This is a genomic window from Rhodoferax sp. (assembly GCF_044236835.1).
Taxonomy (GTDB): domain Bacteria; phylum Pseudomonadota; class Gammaproteobacteria; order Burkholderiales; family Burkholderiaceae_C; genus Allorhodoferax.
This window is the reverse complement of the sequence record NZ_JBIIGC010000004.1, coordinates 117,228-132,647: the sequence shown is the minus strand read 5'-3', so window position 1 is coordinate 132,647 and position 15,420 is coordinate 117,228. Positions and strand designations below refer to the sequence as shown.

Here is a 15,420-nt window from a genome sequence, read left to right as displayed (position 1 = left end):
CAGACGCTAAGTGCTACACGATACTCCCATGTGCGATACGGGCATTGGTCTGGTGCCCGGAGCACACCCCAAAAAAAAGAGACGGCAACTGCCGTCCCTTTGCGTGAACACCTGTAAACAGCGCTTACAGCGAGTAGTACATGTCGTATTCCACCGGGTGCGGCGCCATACGGAAGCGGGTCACTTCGGTCATTTTCAGCTCAATGTAAGCATCCAGCATGGAGTCGGTGAAAACGCCACCCTTGGTCAGGAACGCACGACCCTTGTCGAGGTAGTCGAGTGCCTGGTCCAGGCTGTGGCACACGGTGGGGACCTTGGCATCTTCCTCGGGCGGCAGATGGTAGAGGTCTTTGGTGGCGGCTTCGCCGGGGTGGATTTTGTTTTCCACACCGTCCAAGCCGGCCATCATCAGGGCAGAGAAAGCCAGGTAAGGATTGGCAGACGGATCGGGGAAACGCGCTTCGATGCGGCGACCCTTCGGGTTGGCCACAAACGGAATGCGAATCGATGCCGAGCGGTTGCGCGCCGAGTACGCCAGCTTGACCGGTGCTTCAAAACCGGGCACCAAACGCTTGTAGCTGTTGGTGCCAGGGTTGGTGATGGCGTTGAGTGCACGCGCGTGCTTGATGATGCCGCCGATGTAGTACAGCGCAAAGTCAGACAGGCCTGCGTAGCCGTCACCAGCAAACAGGTTTTTGCCGTCTTTCCAGATGGACTGGTGCACGTGCATGCCGGAACCGTTGTCACCAGCGTAGGGCTTGGGCATGAAGGTGGCCGTCTTGCCGTAAGCGTTGGCCACGTTCCACACCACGTACTTGAGCACCTGGGTCCAGTCGGCGCGCTGCACCAAGGTGCTGAACTTGGTGCCGATCTCGTTCTGACCAGCGCCGGCCACCTCGTGGTGGAACACCTCGACTGGAATGCCCAGGGATTCCAGAATCAAGGCCATCTCAGCGCGCATGTCTTGGGTGCTGTCGACCGGGGGTACGGGGAAGTAGCCGCCCTTGACGGTGGGGCGGTGGCCGCGGTTGCCGCCTTCGAGCTTGGCACCGGTGTTCCAGGGTGCTTCGTACTCTTCGATCTCGAAACCGACCTTGCCAGGCTCGTTGCTCCAGCGCACGCCGTCAAAAATGAAGAATTCGGGTTCGGGGCCGAAGTAGGCGGTGTCGCCCATGCCCGAGGCCTTCAGGTAGGCTTCGGCGCGCTTGGCGATCGAGCGCGGGTCGCGGTCGTAGGACTTGCCATCGCTGGGCTCGACCACGTCGCACTGCAGAAACATCGTGGTTTCTTCGAAGAAGGGGTCGATGTTGGCGGTGTTGGGGTCTGGCATGAGTTGCATGTCAGAGGCTTCGATGCCCTTCCAGCCAGCGATAGACGAGCCGTCGAATGCGTGTCCCGACGTGAATTTCTCTTCGTCAAAGTGGGACACAGGCACGGTGACGTGCTGCTCCTTACCGCGGGTGTCGGTGAAACGGAAGTCAACAAACTTGACCTCGTTCTCTTTCACCATCTTGATCACGTCTGCGACGGTCTTGGCCATCAGATACTCCTATTGCAAAAATGCACGGTTGTTAAAGGGTTTGTCACCATCCCAATGCAGCATTTGTGCCAGCCCGCGCCCACGAACCTGCGTGGCATGCAGCGCGCACCGGATTGAGACAAGCCCGCATTTTGCACCGAGAAAACACCCCAAAAGAACGGTGGCCACCCCGCGCCGAGCGCCAAAGCAGATCGACAACCACCTGGTGCACCAATGCAATGCATACGCGTTGATGCCCAACTTTGGTGCAGCCGATTAGCGCACCAATTCGGGGCCAAGCCGAAGCGCTTGGGCGGCCAGCACGGAGCGCATGTCCTCAAAAGCCGGGCCCACTGCTGTCGGTTCGCCCTTCACACCGAGCTCGATGTGGCGACCGTACTCCGGGTGGTCCACGCTGGGCAGGCTGAATACCTTGACCGGGTGCGTCTGCTCGATGCGCACCATCAGCGGCGTCAAGCTCGCCTCCATCGCGCCGAACACGATGACTGACCGCTCCTGCCATGCGCCAGTCGTGAAGCAGTGGCGGTAGTGGGTGTCGAGCACCTGCTCTGCCATGGGCCAAGCCATGATGGGGAATCCGGGCAAGAAATGCACCGCGCCGCCACCAACGCCGGCGCAGGTGAACCCCGCAATCTTGTTGTAGGGGTTGGGGATGATGCTCGCCCCAACCGGAAACACGGCCATCTCCAGGCGCTGGCGGTAGTCCTCGCTTTGGGGGTCAATCACGATGGCGCGCTCGCGTGCGAGGTCCTGCATACGTTCATGGATCAGCGCGGCAGCCTGCGGGTGCAAGGCCAACGCGCATCCCAGCGCCGTAGCCGCACTTTGGCGCGTGTGGTCGTCTGGCGTCGAACCAATGCCACCAAAGGAGAACACCGCATCGCCCGATCCAAAGGCACGACGCAGGGCCGCAACAATATGCACTGGCGAGTCGCCCACGTACTCGGCATAGGCCAGAGACAAGCCACGCGAGCGCAGCATGGCAATCGTCTGGGCCAAGTGCTTGTCTTGGCGCTTGCCCGACAGGATCTCATCGCCAATGATGATGGCCCCGAAATTCATGACATCCCCTAAGAAATTTGCCGCACCGCGGCGGCGTCCAACACCACATCAGCGTCCCCTGGGCCTGAGGCTTGACCGCGCAAGGCCTGCAATGCGGCTAGGCAATAGTGCGAAAACCACAGGGCAGAGAAGATAAAGACCAAGGTGTAGATCCATACCGCCACCGGCAACAGCAGTGGAAATGCGGCTGCAAACACCAAGGCAGACGCCCACACCAAGCTGGGTGCAGCACCCAGAAAGCCGCAACCCACGCCCATCGCAAGCAGAGCCAGACGGTGCCGCCGCAAGATCAGGCGCCGCTCTGTATCGTTAGCGTGCAGCGACAGCGCATCAAATGCCATCACTCGGTAAGTCAGCCAGCCCCAAATCAGGGGCGGCAGCACCAGAATCAAGGGCGGCACTGCCCACAAAGGCATGGACACCACCAGAGCCAGGAGGGCCGCCAGCGCAGAACCCAAGGACCACACCACGCTGCGCAGCAACGAGGCACCCTGCTTGGCCTCAAGCTGCGGGAAACGCATGCGCGCAACCAGAGTCACCAGCGCCGGTGCGATCAGCAGGGCTACTGCAAGCAGCACCGACACCACGATGAGCGGTGTCACCGCAAAAATCACCAGCAAGGGTGCCAATACCAATTTGAGTGTGCCCAGCCCGACATCTTCCAGCCATTGCCAAAGCACCTGGGTGAAGGCCAGCGCCTCCAGGCCGTCGCGCACCCAGTTAAGCGCCGCTTCCCAGAAAAAGTAGCCCAGAAGCGCGGTCACCACCACCATAAGTACGAGTGGAAGCAGGGACAAAAGCACTACCCGCGGACGCAGGCAATCGGTGGCGGCGCGCCAAAATGAATCCGCAATGAGTCGCATGGGACAAGCATAACGCGCCATGGTGGTGGCAATGTGTCGACCCTGAGGTGACGGTGCAGCGGCATTGAGACAACCCCCGATCCGCACAGCGGAGTCCAGTAGCCAGGCCGTGACTACGCCCCGCGGAGTCCTGCTGGCCCCGCACGTGTGATCCCACCGCCTACGGACCTCCGACCTGCATTGCCCGAGCGAGGTCGCCAGCGTCAAGCCAGCACCACTGCCCCGGCGCCAAGCTGGCTGGCAGTACCAACGCGCCAATCTGCGAACGGTGCAAGGCCTCAACCCGGTTGCCCACCGCCGCCAGCATGCGCTTAACCTGGTGGTACTTGCCCTGCGTGAGTGTGAGGTGCAGCAGGTGCGCATGCACCACCTCGCAGGCCGAGGCCCGAACTGGCGCCGGATCGTCGTCTAGCACCACGCCTGCCAGCAAACGTCCCACCTGCTTATCGTCAAGGGGGTGCTTGACCGTCACTTGGTACACCTTGGGAACCTGGTGGCGCGGAGAGGCCATGCGATGAATGAACTTGCCGTCGTCGGTGAGCAGCAAGAGGCCGGTGGTGTCCTGGTCCAGGCGGCCCACGGCCTGCACGCCTTGGACCGCGCCCTTTTGCGGGCGCGCGCGCAAAGGCGCAGGCAACAAGGTGTACACGCTGGGGTAGGTGGAAGGCTTTTGCGAGCACTCGGTACCGACCGGCTTGTGCAGCATGAGGTAGGCGCGTTCTTGGTACGGCCAGTCCACCCCCTGCACCCGAAAACGCAGCGCTGCGGGGTCGAACACCTGGGCGGCGTCGGTGCACAGCACCGGCTCACTGTGCCCGGCGGCGTACACCCGCACCAAACCCTGTTGCACCAGACCAGCACACACGCGGCGGGTGCCAAAACCTTGCGAGTACAAAACTTCTTGAAGCTGCATGAACCCAAGTATCGCAGTGGCCCTGATGCACAATGCCTCGCAGCACGTGTGCTTGCGCTTGCCCGCGAGCCGCCCCGCACCAACCCGACCACAACACAGGAAACCAACGCATGCCCTCTTTGAACTTTATTGGCGGTGAAAAGGGCGGCGTAGGTAAATCGGTGACAGCCAGGGTGCTGGCGCAGTACTTCATCGACAAAGGCCGCGCATTCACCGGCTTTGACACCGACCGCTCGCACACCTCGTTTAGCCGCTTTTACGGCGACTACGCATCGCCTGTTGTCGTAGACAGCTTCGAGGGGCTTGATGCCATCGTCGCCCAGTTCGAGAACCCTGGACCCACGGGCCGCGCCGACAGCGTGATCGTGGACCTGGCAGCGCAAACTGCCGAGCCCCTTTCGCGCTGGATACGCGATTCAGACTTGGTGTCCTTGATGGCGGAAATGGGTGTGACAGTCAACTTTTGGCACCTGGCCGATGCCGGAAAAGACTCGGTGCAGTTGCTCGACCAACTGGTTGCCACCTATGGCGTTGGCCCGAACTACATCGTGGTCAAGAACTTGGGACGTGGGAGCGACTTTCGCGAGCTCGACGGCAGCGCAGCGATGAAGAAGGTGCTGGCGCTTGGTGGCACAGTGGTCTCGCTGCCCAGCCTGCATGAGGCCAGCATGCGCAAGATAGACCGGCAAAGTGCCAGCTTTTGGGCCGCCACCCACACAACCGACGGCCCCGATGCGCTGGGCATGCTAGAGCGCCAACGCGTCAAGACCTGGCTCAAAAACACCTACGCCGCATTCAACGACCTGCCTTTGGACTAAAGCGCTGCTGCCTGCGGGCGCGCGGCGCTGGCAGCCATGCCGCGCCACTGCGCTGGCATACTCATTGACTGTGACTGCCCAGACCGAACCACCCTCTCTCGCAGCGACAACCGGCGGCCAGGCATTGCTTGCGCAAGCCCAAGCGTGCGTCGCGACCGCAGGTCACTTTGATGAGCTACATGGCTCGATCGGCTCGGATGGCGTCGGCCCCTCGGACAGCACACTGGACGCTGTGTGGGCGCAGTTTTTTGCCAATGCCGAGGCACAACACCCCAGCGAACTCGACCGTCGCTACGCCAGCTTGCAACGCCAGATCCGCGACAACGGCGTGACCTACAACGTCTACGCCGACCAAGAAGGACCACAGCGCCCCTGGTCATTGGACCTCTTCCCGATGATTGTCGACGCAGCCAGCTGGCAACAGATTGAAGCAGGCGTGCTGCAACGCATGCGCTTGCTCGAATCCGTCATGGCCGACGTTTACGGGCCACAAGACCTGCTCAAACAAGGGCTGCTTCCACCAGCGCTAGTCCACGGTCACCCTGGTTATCTGCGTTCAATGCATGGCGCAATCCCTGCAGCTGGCGTGCACCTGCATGTGGCAGCTTTCGATTTGGCGCGGGGCCCTGATGGGCTATGGTGGCTGATCGGCCAGCGCTGCCAAGCGCCCTCGGGGCTGGGCTACCTGCTGGAAAACCGCCTGGCAGTGGCACGGCAGTTTCCACAAGCCTTCCAAGCCCTGCGGGTGCAGCGGCTGGCAGCGATCTACCGGGGGCTGGTGGCCAGCCTCAAACGTGCCAGCCCTGCGGGCGACGCCGCCCACATCGCGCTGCTGACGCCGGGCCCCTACAACGAAACCTACTTTGAACACGCCTATTTGGCACGTTACCTCGGGCTGAGCCTGGTCGAAGGCAACGACCTGATCGTGCGCGATGAGCACCTGTTCCTCAAAACGCTGCAAGGTCTGGTGCCGGTGCATGGCGTGCTCAAGCGGGTGGACGACGCCTACCTGGATCCGCTGGAGTTGCGCGCAGATTCCACTTTGGGCGTGGCGGGCCTGTTGCAGGCGGTGCGAGCCGGCCATGTGATGCTGGCCAATGCGCCCGGCTCGGCCTTTCTGGAAAGCCCGGCCCTGCTGGGCTTCTTGCCCGCTCTGTCGCGCCATGTGCTGAAGGAATCGCTGCTGCTGCCTTCGCTGCCGACCTGGTGGTGCGGCGAACGCAGCGCCATGCAAGAGGTGTTGCCCAGACTGCATGAGCACACCATCAAGCCGACCTACCCCGGCTCCGAGATGTACGAGTCGTTCGAGTCGGTGATGGGCCGCAGTCTGAGCCCATCCGAACTCGATGCTTGGGCGGGGCGCATAGCACGCCAGGGCGAAGCACACACTGTGCAGGCCTTCATGCCGCTGTCGCAGATTCCCACCTGGTCGGGCGGCCAGGGTCAGATGGCAGCCAAGTCCGCCATGCTGCGGGTGTTCGCCCTGTCCGATGGCATGGACGCCAGTGGGCTGCCACGCTGGAAGGTTCTGCCTGGTGGCCTGGTGCGCATTGCCGCCACCAGCGTGGACATCGCGTCGATGCAACGTGGCGGCAGCAGTGCCGACGCCTGGGTGTTGACCGATGGCGAGGTCGACACCACCGCCCACATGGGCCCATCCGGCGCCACCGGCTTGCTGGTACACCGCAAACGCCTGGTCACCAGCCGGGCGGCAGAAAATCTCTACTGGCTGGGGCGCTACACCGAGCGCACCGAGAACACCATTCGCTTGGCAAGGCTCACGCTGGAATGCCTGGGCGGCGAAGACCAAACTGCGGTGCCGCTGCAGCAATGGCTCACGCGGATGGCGGTGTTCAACACCTTGGTGCTGCCGGGCGTGCCCTCTGCGGTGCAAGCACGGCGGGTGTTTGAGCGGGCCTTGATCTCGAGCCTGGGCGCCACCGACGGCGCCACCAGCGTGGGCTTCAACCTGCGCGCACTCAAAATGGCCGCAGCAGCGGTGCGCGAGCGGCTCTCGCAAGAGCAGTGGAGCGTCATCGTGCGGTCCGAGCAAGAGTTCTTTTCCCGATGCGGTGAGCACAGCGCGCGCGGCGACTACTCCGCCACTTCAGCGCTGGCTGTGCTGAAGTCCGCCAGCGACCATCTGGCCGCCATCACGGGTGCGCAAACCGACCGCATGACCCGCGATGACGGCTGGCGGCTGCTGAGCATCGGGCGCCACATCGAGCGGCTGGCCTTTTTGGCAAACGGCCTCTCCAGCGGAATGGCCACCGATTTGCTGGAGATGGACGGTGGCTTTGAGGCCATGCTGTCACTGTTTGACAGCACCATCACTTTCCGAGCGCAATACCAACAAAGCCGCGACACGGCCGCCTTGGTCAGCTTGGTGGTGCTCGACCGAGACAACCCGCGCTCATTGGCCTGGGTGGCCTACACCCTGCGGGCGCGACTGGCCAAGCTGTGTGACAGCGCATCCGCCGCACAAAGCGCCATTGCGGTGCAGGTGCCCGACCCGGATCGGTGGAACTTTTCCAACCCCGCTCAGACCCAAGATGCCAGCGCTGCGCTGGTCGAGCCGGTGTCCTTGCAGCAACTCCTGGGCGCATTAAGCGATGCTGCGTACCGCGTATCCGACGCCATCAGCGCCACCTACTTCACCCACTCGGGGCAGACCAACCAGAGTCTGGGCGCCTGATGCTGCTTCAAATCACCCACGACACCCGGTACCACTACGCACCTGCGGTGGAGAATGCGCAGCACATTGCCTACCTCCAGCCCGGCGCGCACGACACGCAAACGCTGCTGGACCACAGCCTGCACATCAACCCCGAGCCTTCGCATCGGCGCGCCATGACCGACGTGTATGGCAACACACGCTGCTTTTTCTCATTGCAAAAGGCGCACGAGGTGCTCAGCGTGATCGCCCACAGCCTGGTGTCCACCCAAACCTCCGGTATCGTCCACGGCCAACTGGCGTGGGAACAGGTACGCGAGAGTTTTCGCTACCAGGCTGGCACATCCTTCGATGCCGCTTCGGAGTTTGTGTTTGCCTCGGCCTATGTGCCACGCGACGGTGCATTTGCCGACTACGCACGGCCCAGTTTCACCACCGGCGTGCCGCTACTGCAAGCGGTTGCCAACCTGATGCAGCGCATCCACAGCGACTTCAGCTACGAGAGCCAAAGCACCCAGATCAACACACCCGCGTTGGACGCGCTGGCGCAGCGCAAGGGCGTGTGCCAAGACTTTTCCCACATCATGATTGCGTGCCTGCGCACCCTCGGTTTGCCCGCGCGCTACGTCAGCGGTTATCTGCTGACACAGCCTGCGCCGGGCGAGGTCAAGCTCATCGGCAGCGATGCCTCGCATGCCTGGGTGAGCGTCTATGTACCCGACCTCATGAACGCACAGGGTGAACGCCAAAGCCAACGCTGGTGCGACTTCGATCCCACCAACAACCGCTGGGGCTGGCATGCACCAGGTCCCGACTATGTCACCGTGGCCACGGGCCGCGACTTTGGTGATGTCTCGCCGCTGCGCGGCGTCATCCATGGCGGCGCACGTCACCGCCTGACAGTTGGCGTGACCGTGTCTGCGGTCGGTGACAATGCAGCCGCCGGGAAAGACCTCGTGGTTTCGCAGTCACAAACACAAACCCAAACTCAGTCGCAAACACCGTCCCAGCAACCACTTCAACCGCAACCCCTCGGAGACTCAGATGAACGTCTATGACACGCTAGACCAGCTCGGCATCACCTTACCGCCCGTTGCGACACCGGCCGCAGCCTACGTGCCGTTTGTGCAAACCGGCAACTTGGTATTTCTGAGCGGCCACATCGCCAAAAAGAACGGCCAAGTCTGGGTCGGCCAACTGGGTAACACCATGGCCACCGATGAGGCCAAACTCGCCGCCCGCGCCGTGGCCATCGACCTGCTGGGCACCCTGCACGCCGCCGTGGGCGACCTCAACCGCGTGCAGCGCATCGTCAAGCTGATGTCACTGGTCAATTCCACCAGCAGCTTCACCGAGCAGCACCTGGTCACCAACGGCGCCAGCGAACTCATCGGCCAGGTGTTTGGCCAGCGTGGTGCCCACGCCCGCAGCGCGTTTGGTGTGGCGCAAATTCCCATGGGCGCCTGTGTCGAAATCGAGATGATTGCCGAGCTGGCCTGAGCCGCTTTTGCCGCCCGCAGCCGGCATTACAAAAAGTCATGCGAACACTGCAAAAACATCACTTCGGGGCAGCTTTCCTTTGACCAGATAATCGTTTTCGATATCTAACCAGCCCTTGGAGTGCCCCCTATGAGTGACGAAATTTCGGGTGAAGTTGGCGCGCGCAGTGCGTCACCAAGACGGCGAGCGGGTCGCGGCAGCGGCACGGTGCGCCCAGCACTCTCAACCGCGCAGTACCGGTCGCTCCAACACCGTTTTCCGCCCACCCCGGTGGTCTCTGAAGACGAACTTGAATCCATCCACAACGCATCGCTGAGGGTGCTCGAAGAGCTGGGCATCGACGTGCTGCACGAAGGCGCACGGGCCATCATGAAACAGGCCGGTGCCGACGTGAAAGATGGCTCCGAGCGGGTGCGTTTTGACCGCAACCTGATTCTGGAAACCATCAAAACCTGCCCCTCGGAGTTCACGCTGCATGGGCGCAACCCCGAGCGCAACATCCGTATTGGCGGCAAAAACCTCGCCTTTGCGCAGGTGGCCAGCCCGCCTAACTGCAGCGATATGCAAGGCGGCCGGCGCGCGGGCAACCAGAAAGACTTTCGCAACCTGGTCAAGCTGGCACAGCGTTACGACATCATCCACTGCACCGGCGGCTATCCCGTCGAGCCGGTTGACATCCATGCCTCGGTGCGACACCTCGAGTGTTTGCGTGACATTGCGACGCTGACCGACAAGCCTTTTCATGTGTACTCGCTGGGCAAAGAGCGCAACCAAGACGGCATCGAGATTGCGCGCATCGCCCGCGGCATTTCGCACGAGCAACTGGAGCGCGAGCCCTCGCTGTTTTCCATCATCAACAGCAACTCGCCGCGCAAGCTCGACATCCCCATGATGCAAGGCATCATCGAGATGTCCTCGCGCAACCAGATCATCATGCTCACCCCCTTCACGCTGGCCGGTGCCATGGCCCCGGTCACCATCGCGGGCGCCGTGGTGCAGCAAAACGCCGAAGCCCTGGCCGGCATTGCGTTCACGCAGATGGTGCGCAAAGGCGCGCCCGTGGTGTATGGCGGCTTTACCAGCAACGTGGACATGAAAACCGGCGCACCCGCCTTTGGCACGCCCGAGTACATGAAGGCGGTGCTCTTGGGTGGCCAGCTCTGCCGCAAGTACGGTGTCCCCTACCGCACCAGCAACGTCAACGCCGCCAACACGGTGGACGCACAAGCGGCCTACGAGTCGGTGTTTTCGCTGTGGGCGCTGACCCAAGGCGGCGGCAACTTCATCATGCACAGCGCGGGCTGGCTGGAGGGCGGTCTGACGGCCTCGTTTGAGAAGTTCATCCTCGACTGCGACCTGTTGCAAATGGTGGCCGAGTTCCTCACACCGCTGGACACCAGCGAGCCCGCCTTGGCCCTGGACGCCATTGGTTCGGTGGAGCCCGGCGGCCACTACTTCGGCACCGCGCACACCTTGGAGCGCTTCGAGACCGCGTTTTACTCGCCGCTGATTTCCGACTGGCGCAATTTCGAAACCTGGCAAGAAGCCGGCAGCCCCACCGCCTACCAAAAAGCCAACGCTATTTGGCAAAAGGAACTGGCCGCCTACGAGCGCCCTCCCATGGACCCGGCGATCGCTGAGGAGTTGGAGGCCTTTGTGGCCAAGCGCACCGAAGAAGGTGGCGCGCCTACTGATTTTTAGTTGAGTTGCCGCCTGTAATAGCGTTGAGTTACTTTAGTGGTCACTTTAGCGATGAAAACTATTTCTATGTCAAGAGGACTGCAAGTTCTAAATGCCAGAGTTCTCCTTGCTTTGGTTTTCGCGTGCTTGGCGAGTGCCTGTACGAGTGTGCCCCATCTGAAAACCGCTAGCTTCAGCGGCGGTCATTTTTATGACCAAGGTTTTAAGCGAGACCGTGACCTCAGGGTAACTCCAGGAACTCCAGGAACTCCCAAAACTGTACTTCTCACTTCTGACCAACTGCGGCAACTTGAGGTTTGGTTTCAAAATCTGGGCACAAACTGGGGGCCGCTTCTCGTCACGCCACCTGTCACTCAGACATACCTGATTCTTGCCTGCACCAATAAAGATGAGTGGATGTTGGAATTTTATGAATCTCCCGAAAATGGCTGGGAAGGTTGGAGAAACACAGTTTTATTACGTGTAAAAAACGGCACCGACGTAACTAAGATTTCTGATCAATCGAAGCAAACGTTGCTTGCGATTTTGCGCTCTTCATAGTTTTTTCTCAATTATCATTTCTGTCTAACAAGGAATTCCAACCAAATGAAATCCCACGCGCGCGTAGTAATTATTGGCGGCGGCGTCGTCGGCTGCTCGGTTTTGTACCACCTGACCAAAAAGGGTTGGAGCGATGTCATGCTGATTGAGCGCGACCAGCTCACCAGCGGCTCCACCTGGCATGCAGCCGGTGGTTTTCACACCCTCAACGGCGACCCCAATGTGGCCATGCTGCAAAGCTACACGGTGAGCCTGTACGAAGAGCTGGAGCGCATTTCGGGCCAGAGCTGCGGCTTGCACAAGTCCCCCGGCATCATGCTGGCCGACACGCCCGAGCGCATGGAGTTTTTGAAGATGACGGTGGCGCGTGGCCGCTACCTGGGCATGGAGACCGAAATCATCTCGGTCAAGGAGGCCAAGAACTACTTCCCCTTCATCGAAGAGAAGTACTTTTTGGGCGCCCTGCTCGACCCCAATGAAGGCCACCTCGATCCCAGCGGCACCACCTACGCCTACGCCAAGGCGGCGCGCATTGGCGGCGCCACCATCGAAGTGCAAACCAAGGTGGAGAGCCTGGAGCAAAAGCCCGACGGCACCTGGCGCGTCATCACCAACAAGGGCGTGGTCGAGTGCGAGCACGTGGTCAACGCTGGTGGCCTGTGGGCGCGCGAGGTGGGCCGCATGGTGGGCATCGAGTTGCCGGTGCTGGCCATGGAGCACATGTACCTGGTGACCGACGATATCCCCGAGGTGGTGGAGTTCAACAAGAGCATGGGCAAGGAGATTGGCCATGTGATCGACTTCGGCGCCGAGAGCTATTTGCGCCAAGAGGGCAAAGGCATGGTGCTGGGCGTGTACGAACAGGCCGGTGTGCCCTGGTCCACCAAAACCACGCCTTGGAGCTTCGGCCAAGAGTTGCTGCAGCCGGACCTGGACCGCATTGCGCCCTCGCTGGAAATTGCGTTCAAACATTTCCCCACGCTGGAACACGCAGGCATCAAGCGCGTGATCAACGGCCCCTTCACCTTCGCGCCCGACGGCAACCCGCTGGTCGGCCCGGTGCAAGGCCGCACCAACTTCTGGAGCGCCTGCGGCGTCATGGCCGGCTTCAGCCAAGGCGGTGGCGTGGGCTTGGCGCTGTCGAACTGGATGGTCGACGGCGACCCCGGCTTTGACATCTGGGGCATGGACGTGGCGCGCTATGGCGACTGGGCCACCCGCACCTACACCAACGCCAAAGTGCGCGAAAACTACTCGCGCCGCTTTCGCATCCGCTTCCCCAACGAAGAGTTGCCCGCAGCACGCCCGCTGCAAACCACCCCGCTGTACGACACCTTCATTGCGCAAGGCGCGGTAATGGGCGACTCCTGGGGGATGGAAACACCGCTGTGGTTTGCGCCACCCGGAACAGAGGCCAAAGACATCGTGTCCTTCCACCGCTCCAACGACTTTGAGCCCATCAAGGCCGAGTGCAAAGCGGTGCGCGAGGCCGTGGGCGTGACAGAGATTGCCAACTTCGCCAAGTACGAAATCACCGGCACCGGCGCCGAGGCTTTCCTGCAAGGCCTGATGACCAACACGCTGCCCAAAACGGGCCGCCTGCAGCTGTGCCCCATGCTCAACCACAACGGCAAGATCATCGGCGACTTCACCATCGCCAAGGCCGCTGAGAACCGCTTCATGATGTGGGGGTCTTCCCAAGCGCAGGTCTACCACATGCGCTGGTTTGAGCAGTACCTGCCCAAGGACGGCTCGGTCAAGATCACGCCCTTTGGCATGAAGCTGATCGGCCTGTCGATTGCGGGCCCCAAGTCGCGCGAACTGCTGCAACGCCTCACCGACGACGATGTGTCCAACGAAGCCTTCAAGTTCATGGACTACCGCGAAATGGAAGTGGCTACCGTGAAAGCCATCGTCAACCGCGTGACCTACACCGGCGACCTGGGCTACGAAATCTGGGTGGCTCCGGAATACCAGCGCCGCCTGTTCGAGAGCATCCATGCGGCAGGCAAAGACCTGGGGCTCAAAAACTTCGGTATGCGCGCGCTCCTGTGCCTGCGTCTGGAGAAAAACTTCGGCACCTGGTTCCGCGAGTTCCGCCCGATTTACGGCCCGTTCGAAGCCGGTCTGGACCGCTTCGTCAAACTCGACAAGCACGAATACATCGGCAAAGCTGCTGCCATCCAAGAGAAGGCCAACGGCCCCAAGAAAACGCGCATCTTCATGGTGGTAGACGCCACCGACTGTGACGTGATGGGCGATGAGCCGATCTGGGTGGACGGCAAGGTGGTCGGTTGGGTCACCTCCGGCGGCTTCGGCCACTATGTGAACCAGTCGCTGGCGCAGGGCTACATTCCGACCGAGCTGGTCAAGCCCGACATGCAACTGGAGATTGAAATCCTGGGCGAGCGCCGCGCAGCACGCCTGCAAATGGACCCGCCCTTCGACCCCGAAGCCAAACGCATGCGGATGTGAGCCATGGTGGAACGCTCGGGTGAACGCTACTCCATCTGGTCGCTGCTCAAGCATGCGATGGGCGGCCACAAGGGCTGGGAACGCGCCTGGCGCGACCCCGAGCCCAAGAAGAACTACGACGTCATCATCGTAGGCGCCGGTGGCCACGGGCTGGCCACCGCCTATTACCTTGCCAAGAACCACGGCATCAAAAACATTGCCATTCTGGAAAAAGGCCACGTCGGCTCGGGCAACGTGGGGCGCAACACCACCATCGTGCGCTCCAACTACATGATGCAAGAGAACACCCCGTTCTACGAGCACAGCATGGAGCTGTGGCGCGGCATGTCGGAGGACCTGAACTACAACGTCATGTTCTCGCCCCGCGGCTACCTGTTTGCCGCCTGCTCTCAGGCCTCGCTGGATGGACTGGTACGCCGCGCCAACACCATGCGCTTGAACGGGATCCGCTCCGAGATCCTGACCCGCGAAGAGATGATGAAAGAAGCGTCATACCTGGACTACTCCGACCAGGCGCGCTTTCCCATCTACGGCGGCATGCTGCAGCCCGACGCAGGCACCGCCCGCCACGACGCAGTTGCCTGGGGCTATGCCCGCGCAGCGGACCAGATGGGTGTGGACATCATCCAAAACTGCGAGGTGCTGGACTACCTATGGTCGGGCGAACGCATCGTGGGTGTGAAGACCACGCGCGGCGACATCGGCGCAGGCAAGGTCGGCATTGCGGTGGCCGGCCACACCTCGGTGCTGGCCCAAAAAGCCGGGCTGCAGCTCCCCATCGAGAGCCACGTGCTACAGGCCTTTGTAAGCGAGTCCATCAAACCTGTGGTGAACCACGTGGTGGTGTGGAGCGCCACCTACTTCTACGTGTCGCAGTCGGACAAAGGCGGGCTGGTGTTTGGCGGCCACATTGACCGCTACAACTCCTACGCCCAGCGCGGCAACCTGGCCAACTGGGGCGAAACCATGCAAGGCCTGGTCAGCTTGGTGCCATTTGCCGCACGACTGCGGCTGCTGCGCAGTTGGGGCGGCGTGATGGACATGACGCCCGACGGCAGCCCCATCATCACCACCACACCGGTGCCTGGGCTCTACCTGAACGGCGGGTGGTGCTACGGCGGCTTCAAAGCCACCCCAGCTTCAGGCTGGTGCTTTGCCCACACGATTGCCAACGACGCGCCCCACACCTACAACGCTGGCTTCACGATGGACCGGTTTGAGAAGGGGCGGTATATCGATGAGGCGGGGTATGGGCCTTATAACCATTTGCAGTGACCCGGTGGGGGTTTCCCCCCTACCCCCCCGCCCCTTCACCCCCGCAGGGGCACGTTCCA

The 15,420-nt window shown here is 61.8% G+C and carries 12 protein-coding genes; 8 read left to right on the top strand and 4 right to left on the bottom strand.

The window, feature by feature from the left end:
- Positions 1 to 124 precede the first annotated feature (124 nt).
- From glnA to ACILRC_RS04720, 4 genes are all read right to left on the bottom strand, one after another.
- Positions 125 to 1,540: a type I glutamate--ammonia ligase gene (glnA, locus tag ACILRC_RS04735; protein WP_395668202.1), complete on the bottom strand. Its 1,416-nt coding sequence runs from the start codon at positions 1,538 to 1,540 to the stop codon at positions 125 to 127.
- Between the two features lie 255 nt (positions 1,541 to 1,795).
- Entirely contained in the window at positions 1,796 to 2,602 is an 807-nt protein-coding gene (locus ACILRC_RS04730) for a competence/damage-inducible protein A (protein ID WP_395668201.1), read from the bottom strand.
- 8 nt (positions 2,603 to 2,610) lie between these two features.
- Positions 2,611 to 3,465 carry an EI24 domain-containing protein gene (locus tag ACILRC_RS04725; protein ID WP_395668200.1) on the bottom strand — a complete coding sequence of 285 codons (855 nt, stop codon included), beginning with the start codon at positions 3,463 to 3,465 and terminating at the stop codon, positions 2,611 to 2,613.
- Between the two features lie 160 nt (positions 3,466 to 3,625).
- Positions 3,626 to 4,378, bottom strand: a complete 753-nt coding sequence (locus ACILRC_RS04720) for a pseudouridine synthase (RefSeq protein WP_395668199.1) — start codon at positions 4,376 to 4,378, stop codon at positions 3,626 to 3,628.
- Positions 4,379 to 4,488: 110 nt separating this feature from the next.
- Here ACILRC_RS04720 and ACILRC_RS04715 point away from each other — a divergent pair, with 110 nt between their 5' ends.
- The 8 genes from ACILRC_RS04715 (at position 4,489) to ACILRC_RS04680 (ending at position 15,361) form a co-directional block, all read left to right on the top strand.
- Positions 4,489 to 5,196 (top strand): mobilization protein, encoded by a 708-nt coding sequence (locus tag ACILRC_RS04715; RefSeq protein WP_395668198.1) that lies wholly within the window; start codon positions 4,489 to 4,491, stop codon positions 5,194 to 5,196.
- Between the two features lie 70 nt (positions 5,197 to 5,266).
- A complete protein-coding gene (locus ACILRC_RS04710) occupies positions 5,267 to 7,891 on the top strand; it encodes a circularly permuted type 2 ATP-grasp protein (protein WP_395668197.1) in 2,625 nt (874 codons plus the stop codon).
- On the top strand, positions 7,891 to 8,928 hold the full coding sequence (locus tag ACILRC_RS04705) for a transglutaminase domain-containing protein (protein WP_395668196.1): 1,038 nt from the start codon (positions 7,891 to 7,893) through the stop codon (positions 8,926 to 8,928). Before ACILRC_RS04710 ends, ACILRC_RS04705 begins: the two co-directional genes overlap by 1 nt.
- On the top strand, positions 8,915 to 9,370 hold the full coding sequence (locus ACILRC_RS04700) for a RidA family protein (RefSeq protein WP_395668195.1): 456 nt from the start codon (positions 8,915 to 8,917) through the stop codon (positions 9,368 to 9,370). Before ACILRC_RS04705 ends, ACILRC_RS04700 begins: the two co-directional genes overlap by 14 nt.
- 129 nt (positions 9,371 to 9,499) lie before the next feature.
- Positions 9,500 to 11,071 carry a trimethylamine methyltransferase family protein gene (locus tag ACILRC_RS04695; RefSeq protein ID WP_395668194.1) on the top strand — a complete coding sequence of 524 codons (1,572 nt, stop codon included), beginning with the start codon at positions 9,500 to 9,502 and terminating at the stop codon, positions 11,069 to 11,071.
- A 147-nt stretch (positions 11,072 to 11,218) separates the two neighbouring features.
- Positions 11,219 to 11,611, top strand: coding sequence for a hypothetical protein (locus ACILRC_RS04690; protein ID WP_395668193.1), 393 nt, complete (start codon positions 11,219 to 11,221; stop codon positions 11,609 to 11,611).
- 45 nt (positions 11,612 to 11,656) lie between these two features.
- The gene (locus tag ACILRC_RS04685; RefSeq protein WP_395668192.1) at positions 11,657 to 14,086 is read left to right on the top strand and encodes an FAD-dependent oxidoreductase; all 2,430 of its coding nucleotides are present in this window, start codon (positions 11,657 to 11,659) and stop codon (positions 14,084 to 14,086) included.
- A gap of 3 nt (positions 14,087 to 14,089) precedes the next feature.
- Entirely contained in the window at positions 14,090 to 15,361 is a 1,272-nt protein-coding gene (locus ACILRC_RS04680) for a sarcosine oxidase subunit beta family protein (RefSeq protein ID WP_395668191.1), read from the top strand.
- Positions 15,362 to 15,420 lie beyond the last annotated feature (59 nt).

Excerpts from the sequence above, each read along its gene's own strand:
- ACILRC_RS04705 (WP_395668196.1), top strand. The coding sequence starts at position 7,891 with ATGCTGCTTCAAATCACCCACGACACCCGGTACCACTACGCACCTGCG.
- ACILRC_RS04720 (WP_395668199.1), bottom strand. The coding sequence starts at position 4,378 with ATGCAGCTTCAAGAAGTTTTGTACTCGCAAGGTTTTGGCACCCGCCGC.
- glnA (WP_395668202.1), bottom strand. The coding sequence starts at position 1,540 with ATGGCCAAGACCGTCGCAGACGTGATCAAGATGGTGAAAGAGAACGAG.
- ACILRC_RS04715 (WP_395668198.1), top strand. The coding sequence starts at position 4,489 with ATGCCCTCTTTGAACTTTATTGGCGGTGAAAAGGGCGGCGTAGGTAAA.
- ACILRC_RS04725 (WP_395668200.1), bottom strand. The coding sequence starts at position 3,465 with ATGCGACTCATTGCGGATTCATTTTGGCGCGCCGCCACCGATTGCCTG.
- ACILRC_RS04680 (WP_395668191.1), top strand. The coding sequence starts at position 14,090 with ATGGTGGAACGCTCGGGTGAACGCTACTCCATCTGGTCGCTGCTCAAG.
- ACILRC_RS04700 (WP_395668195.1), top strand. The coding sequence starts at position 8,915 with ATGAACGTCTATGACACGCTAGACCAGCTCGGCATCACCTTACCGCCC.
- ACILRC_RS04730 (WP_395668201.1), bottom strand. The coding sequence starts at position 2,602 with ATGAATTTCGGGGCCATCATCATTGGCGATGAGATCCTGTCGGGCAAG.
- ACILRC_RS04685 (WP_395668192.1), top strand. The coding sequence starts at position 11,657 with ATGAAATCCCACGCGCGCGTAGTAATTATTGGCGGCGGCGTCGTCGGC.
- ACILRC_RS04695 (WP_395668194.1), top strand. The coding sequence starts at position 9,500 with ATGAGTGACGAAATTTCGGGTGAAGTTGGCGCGCGCAGTGCGTCACCA.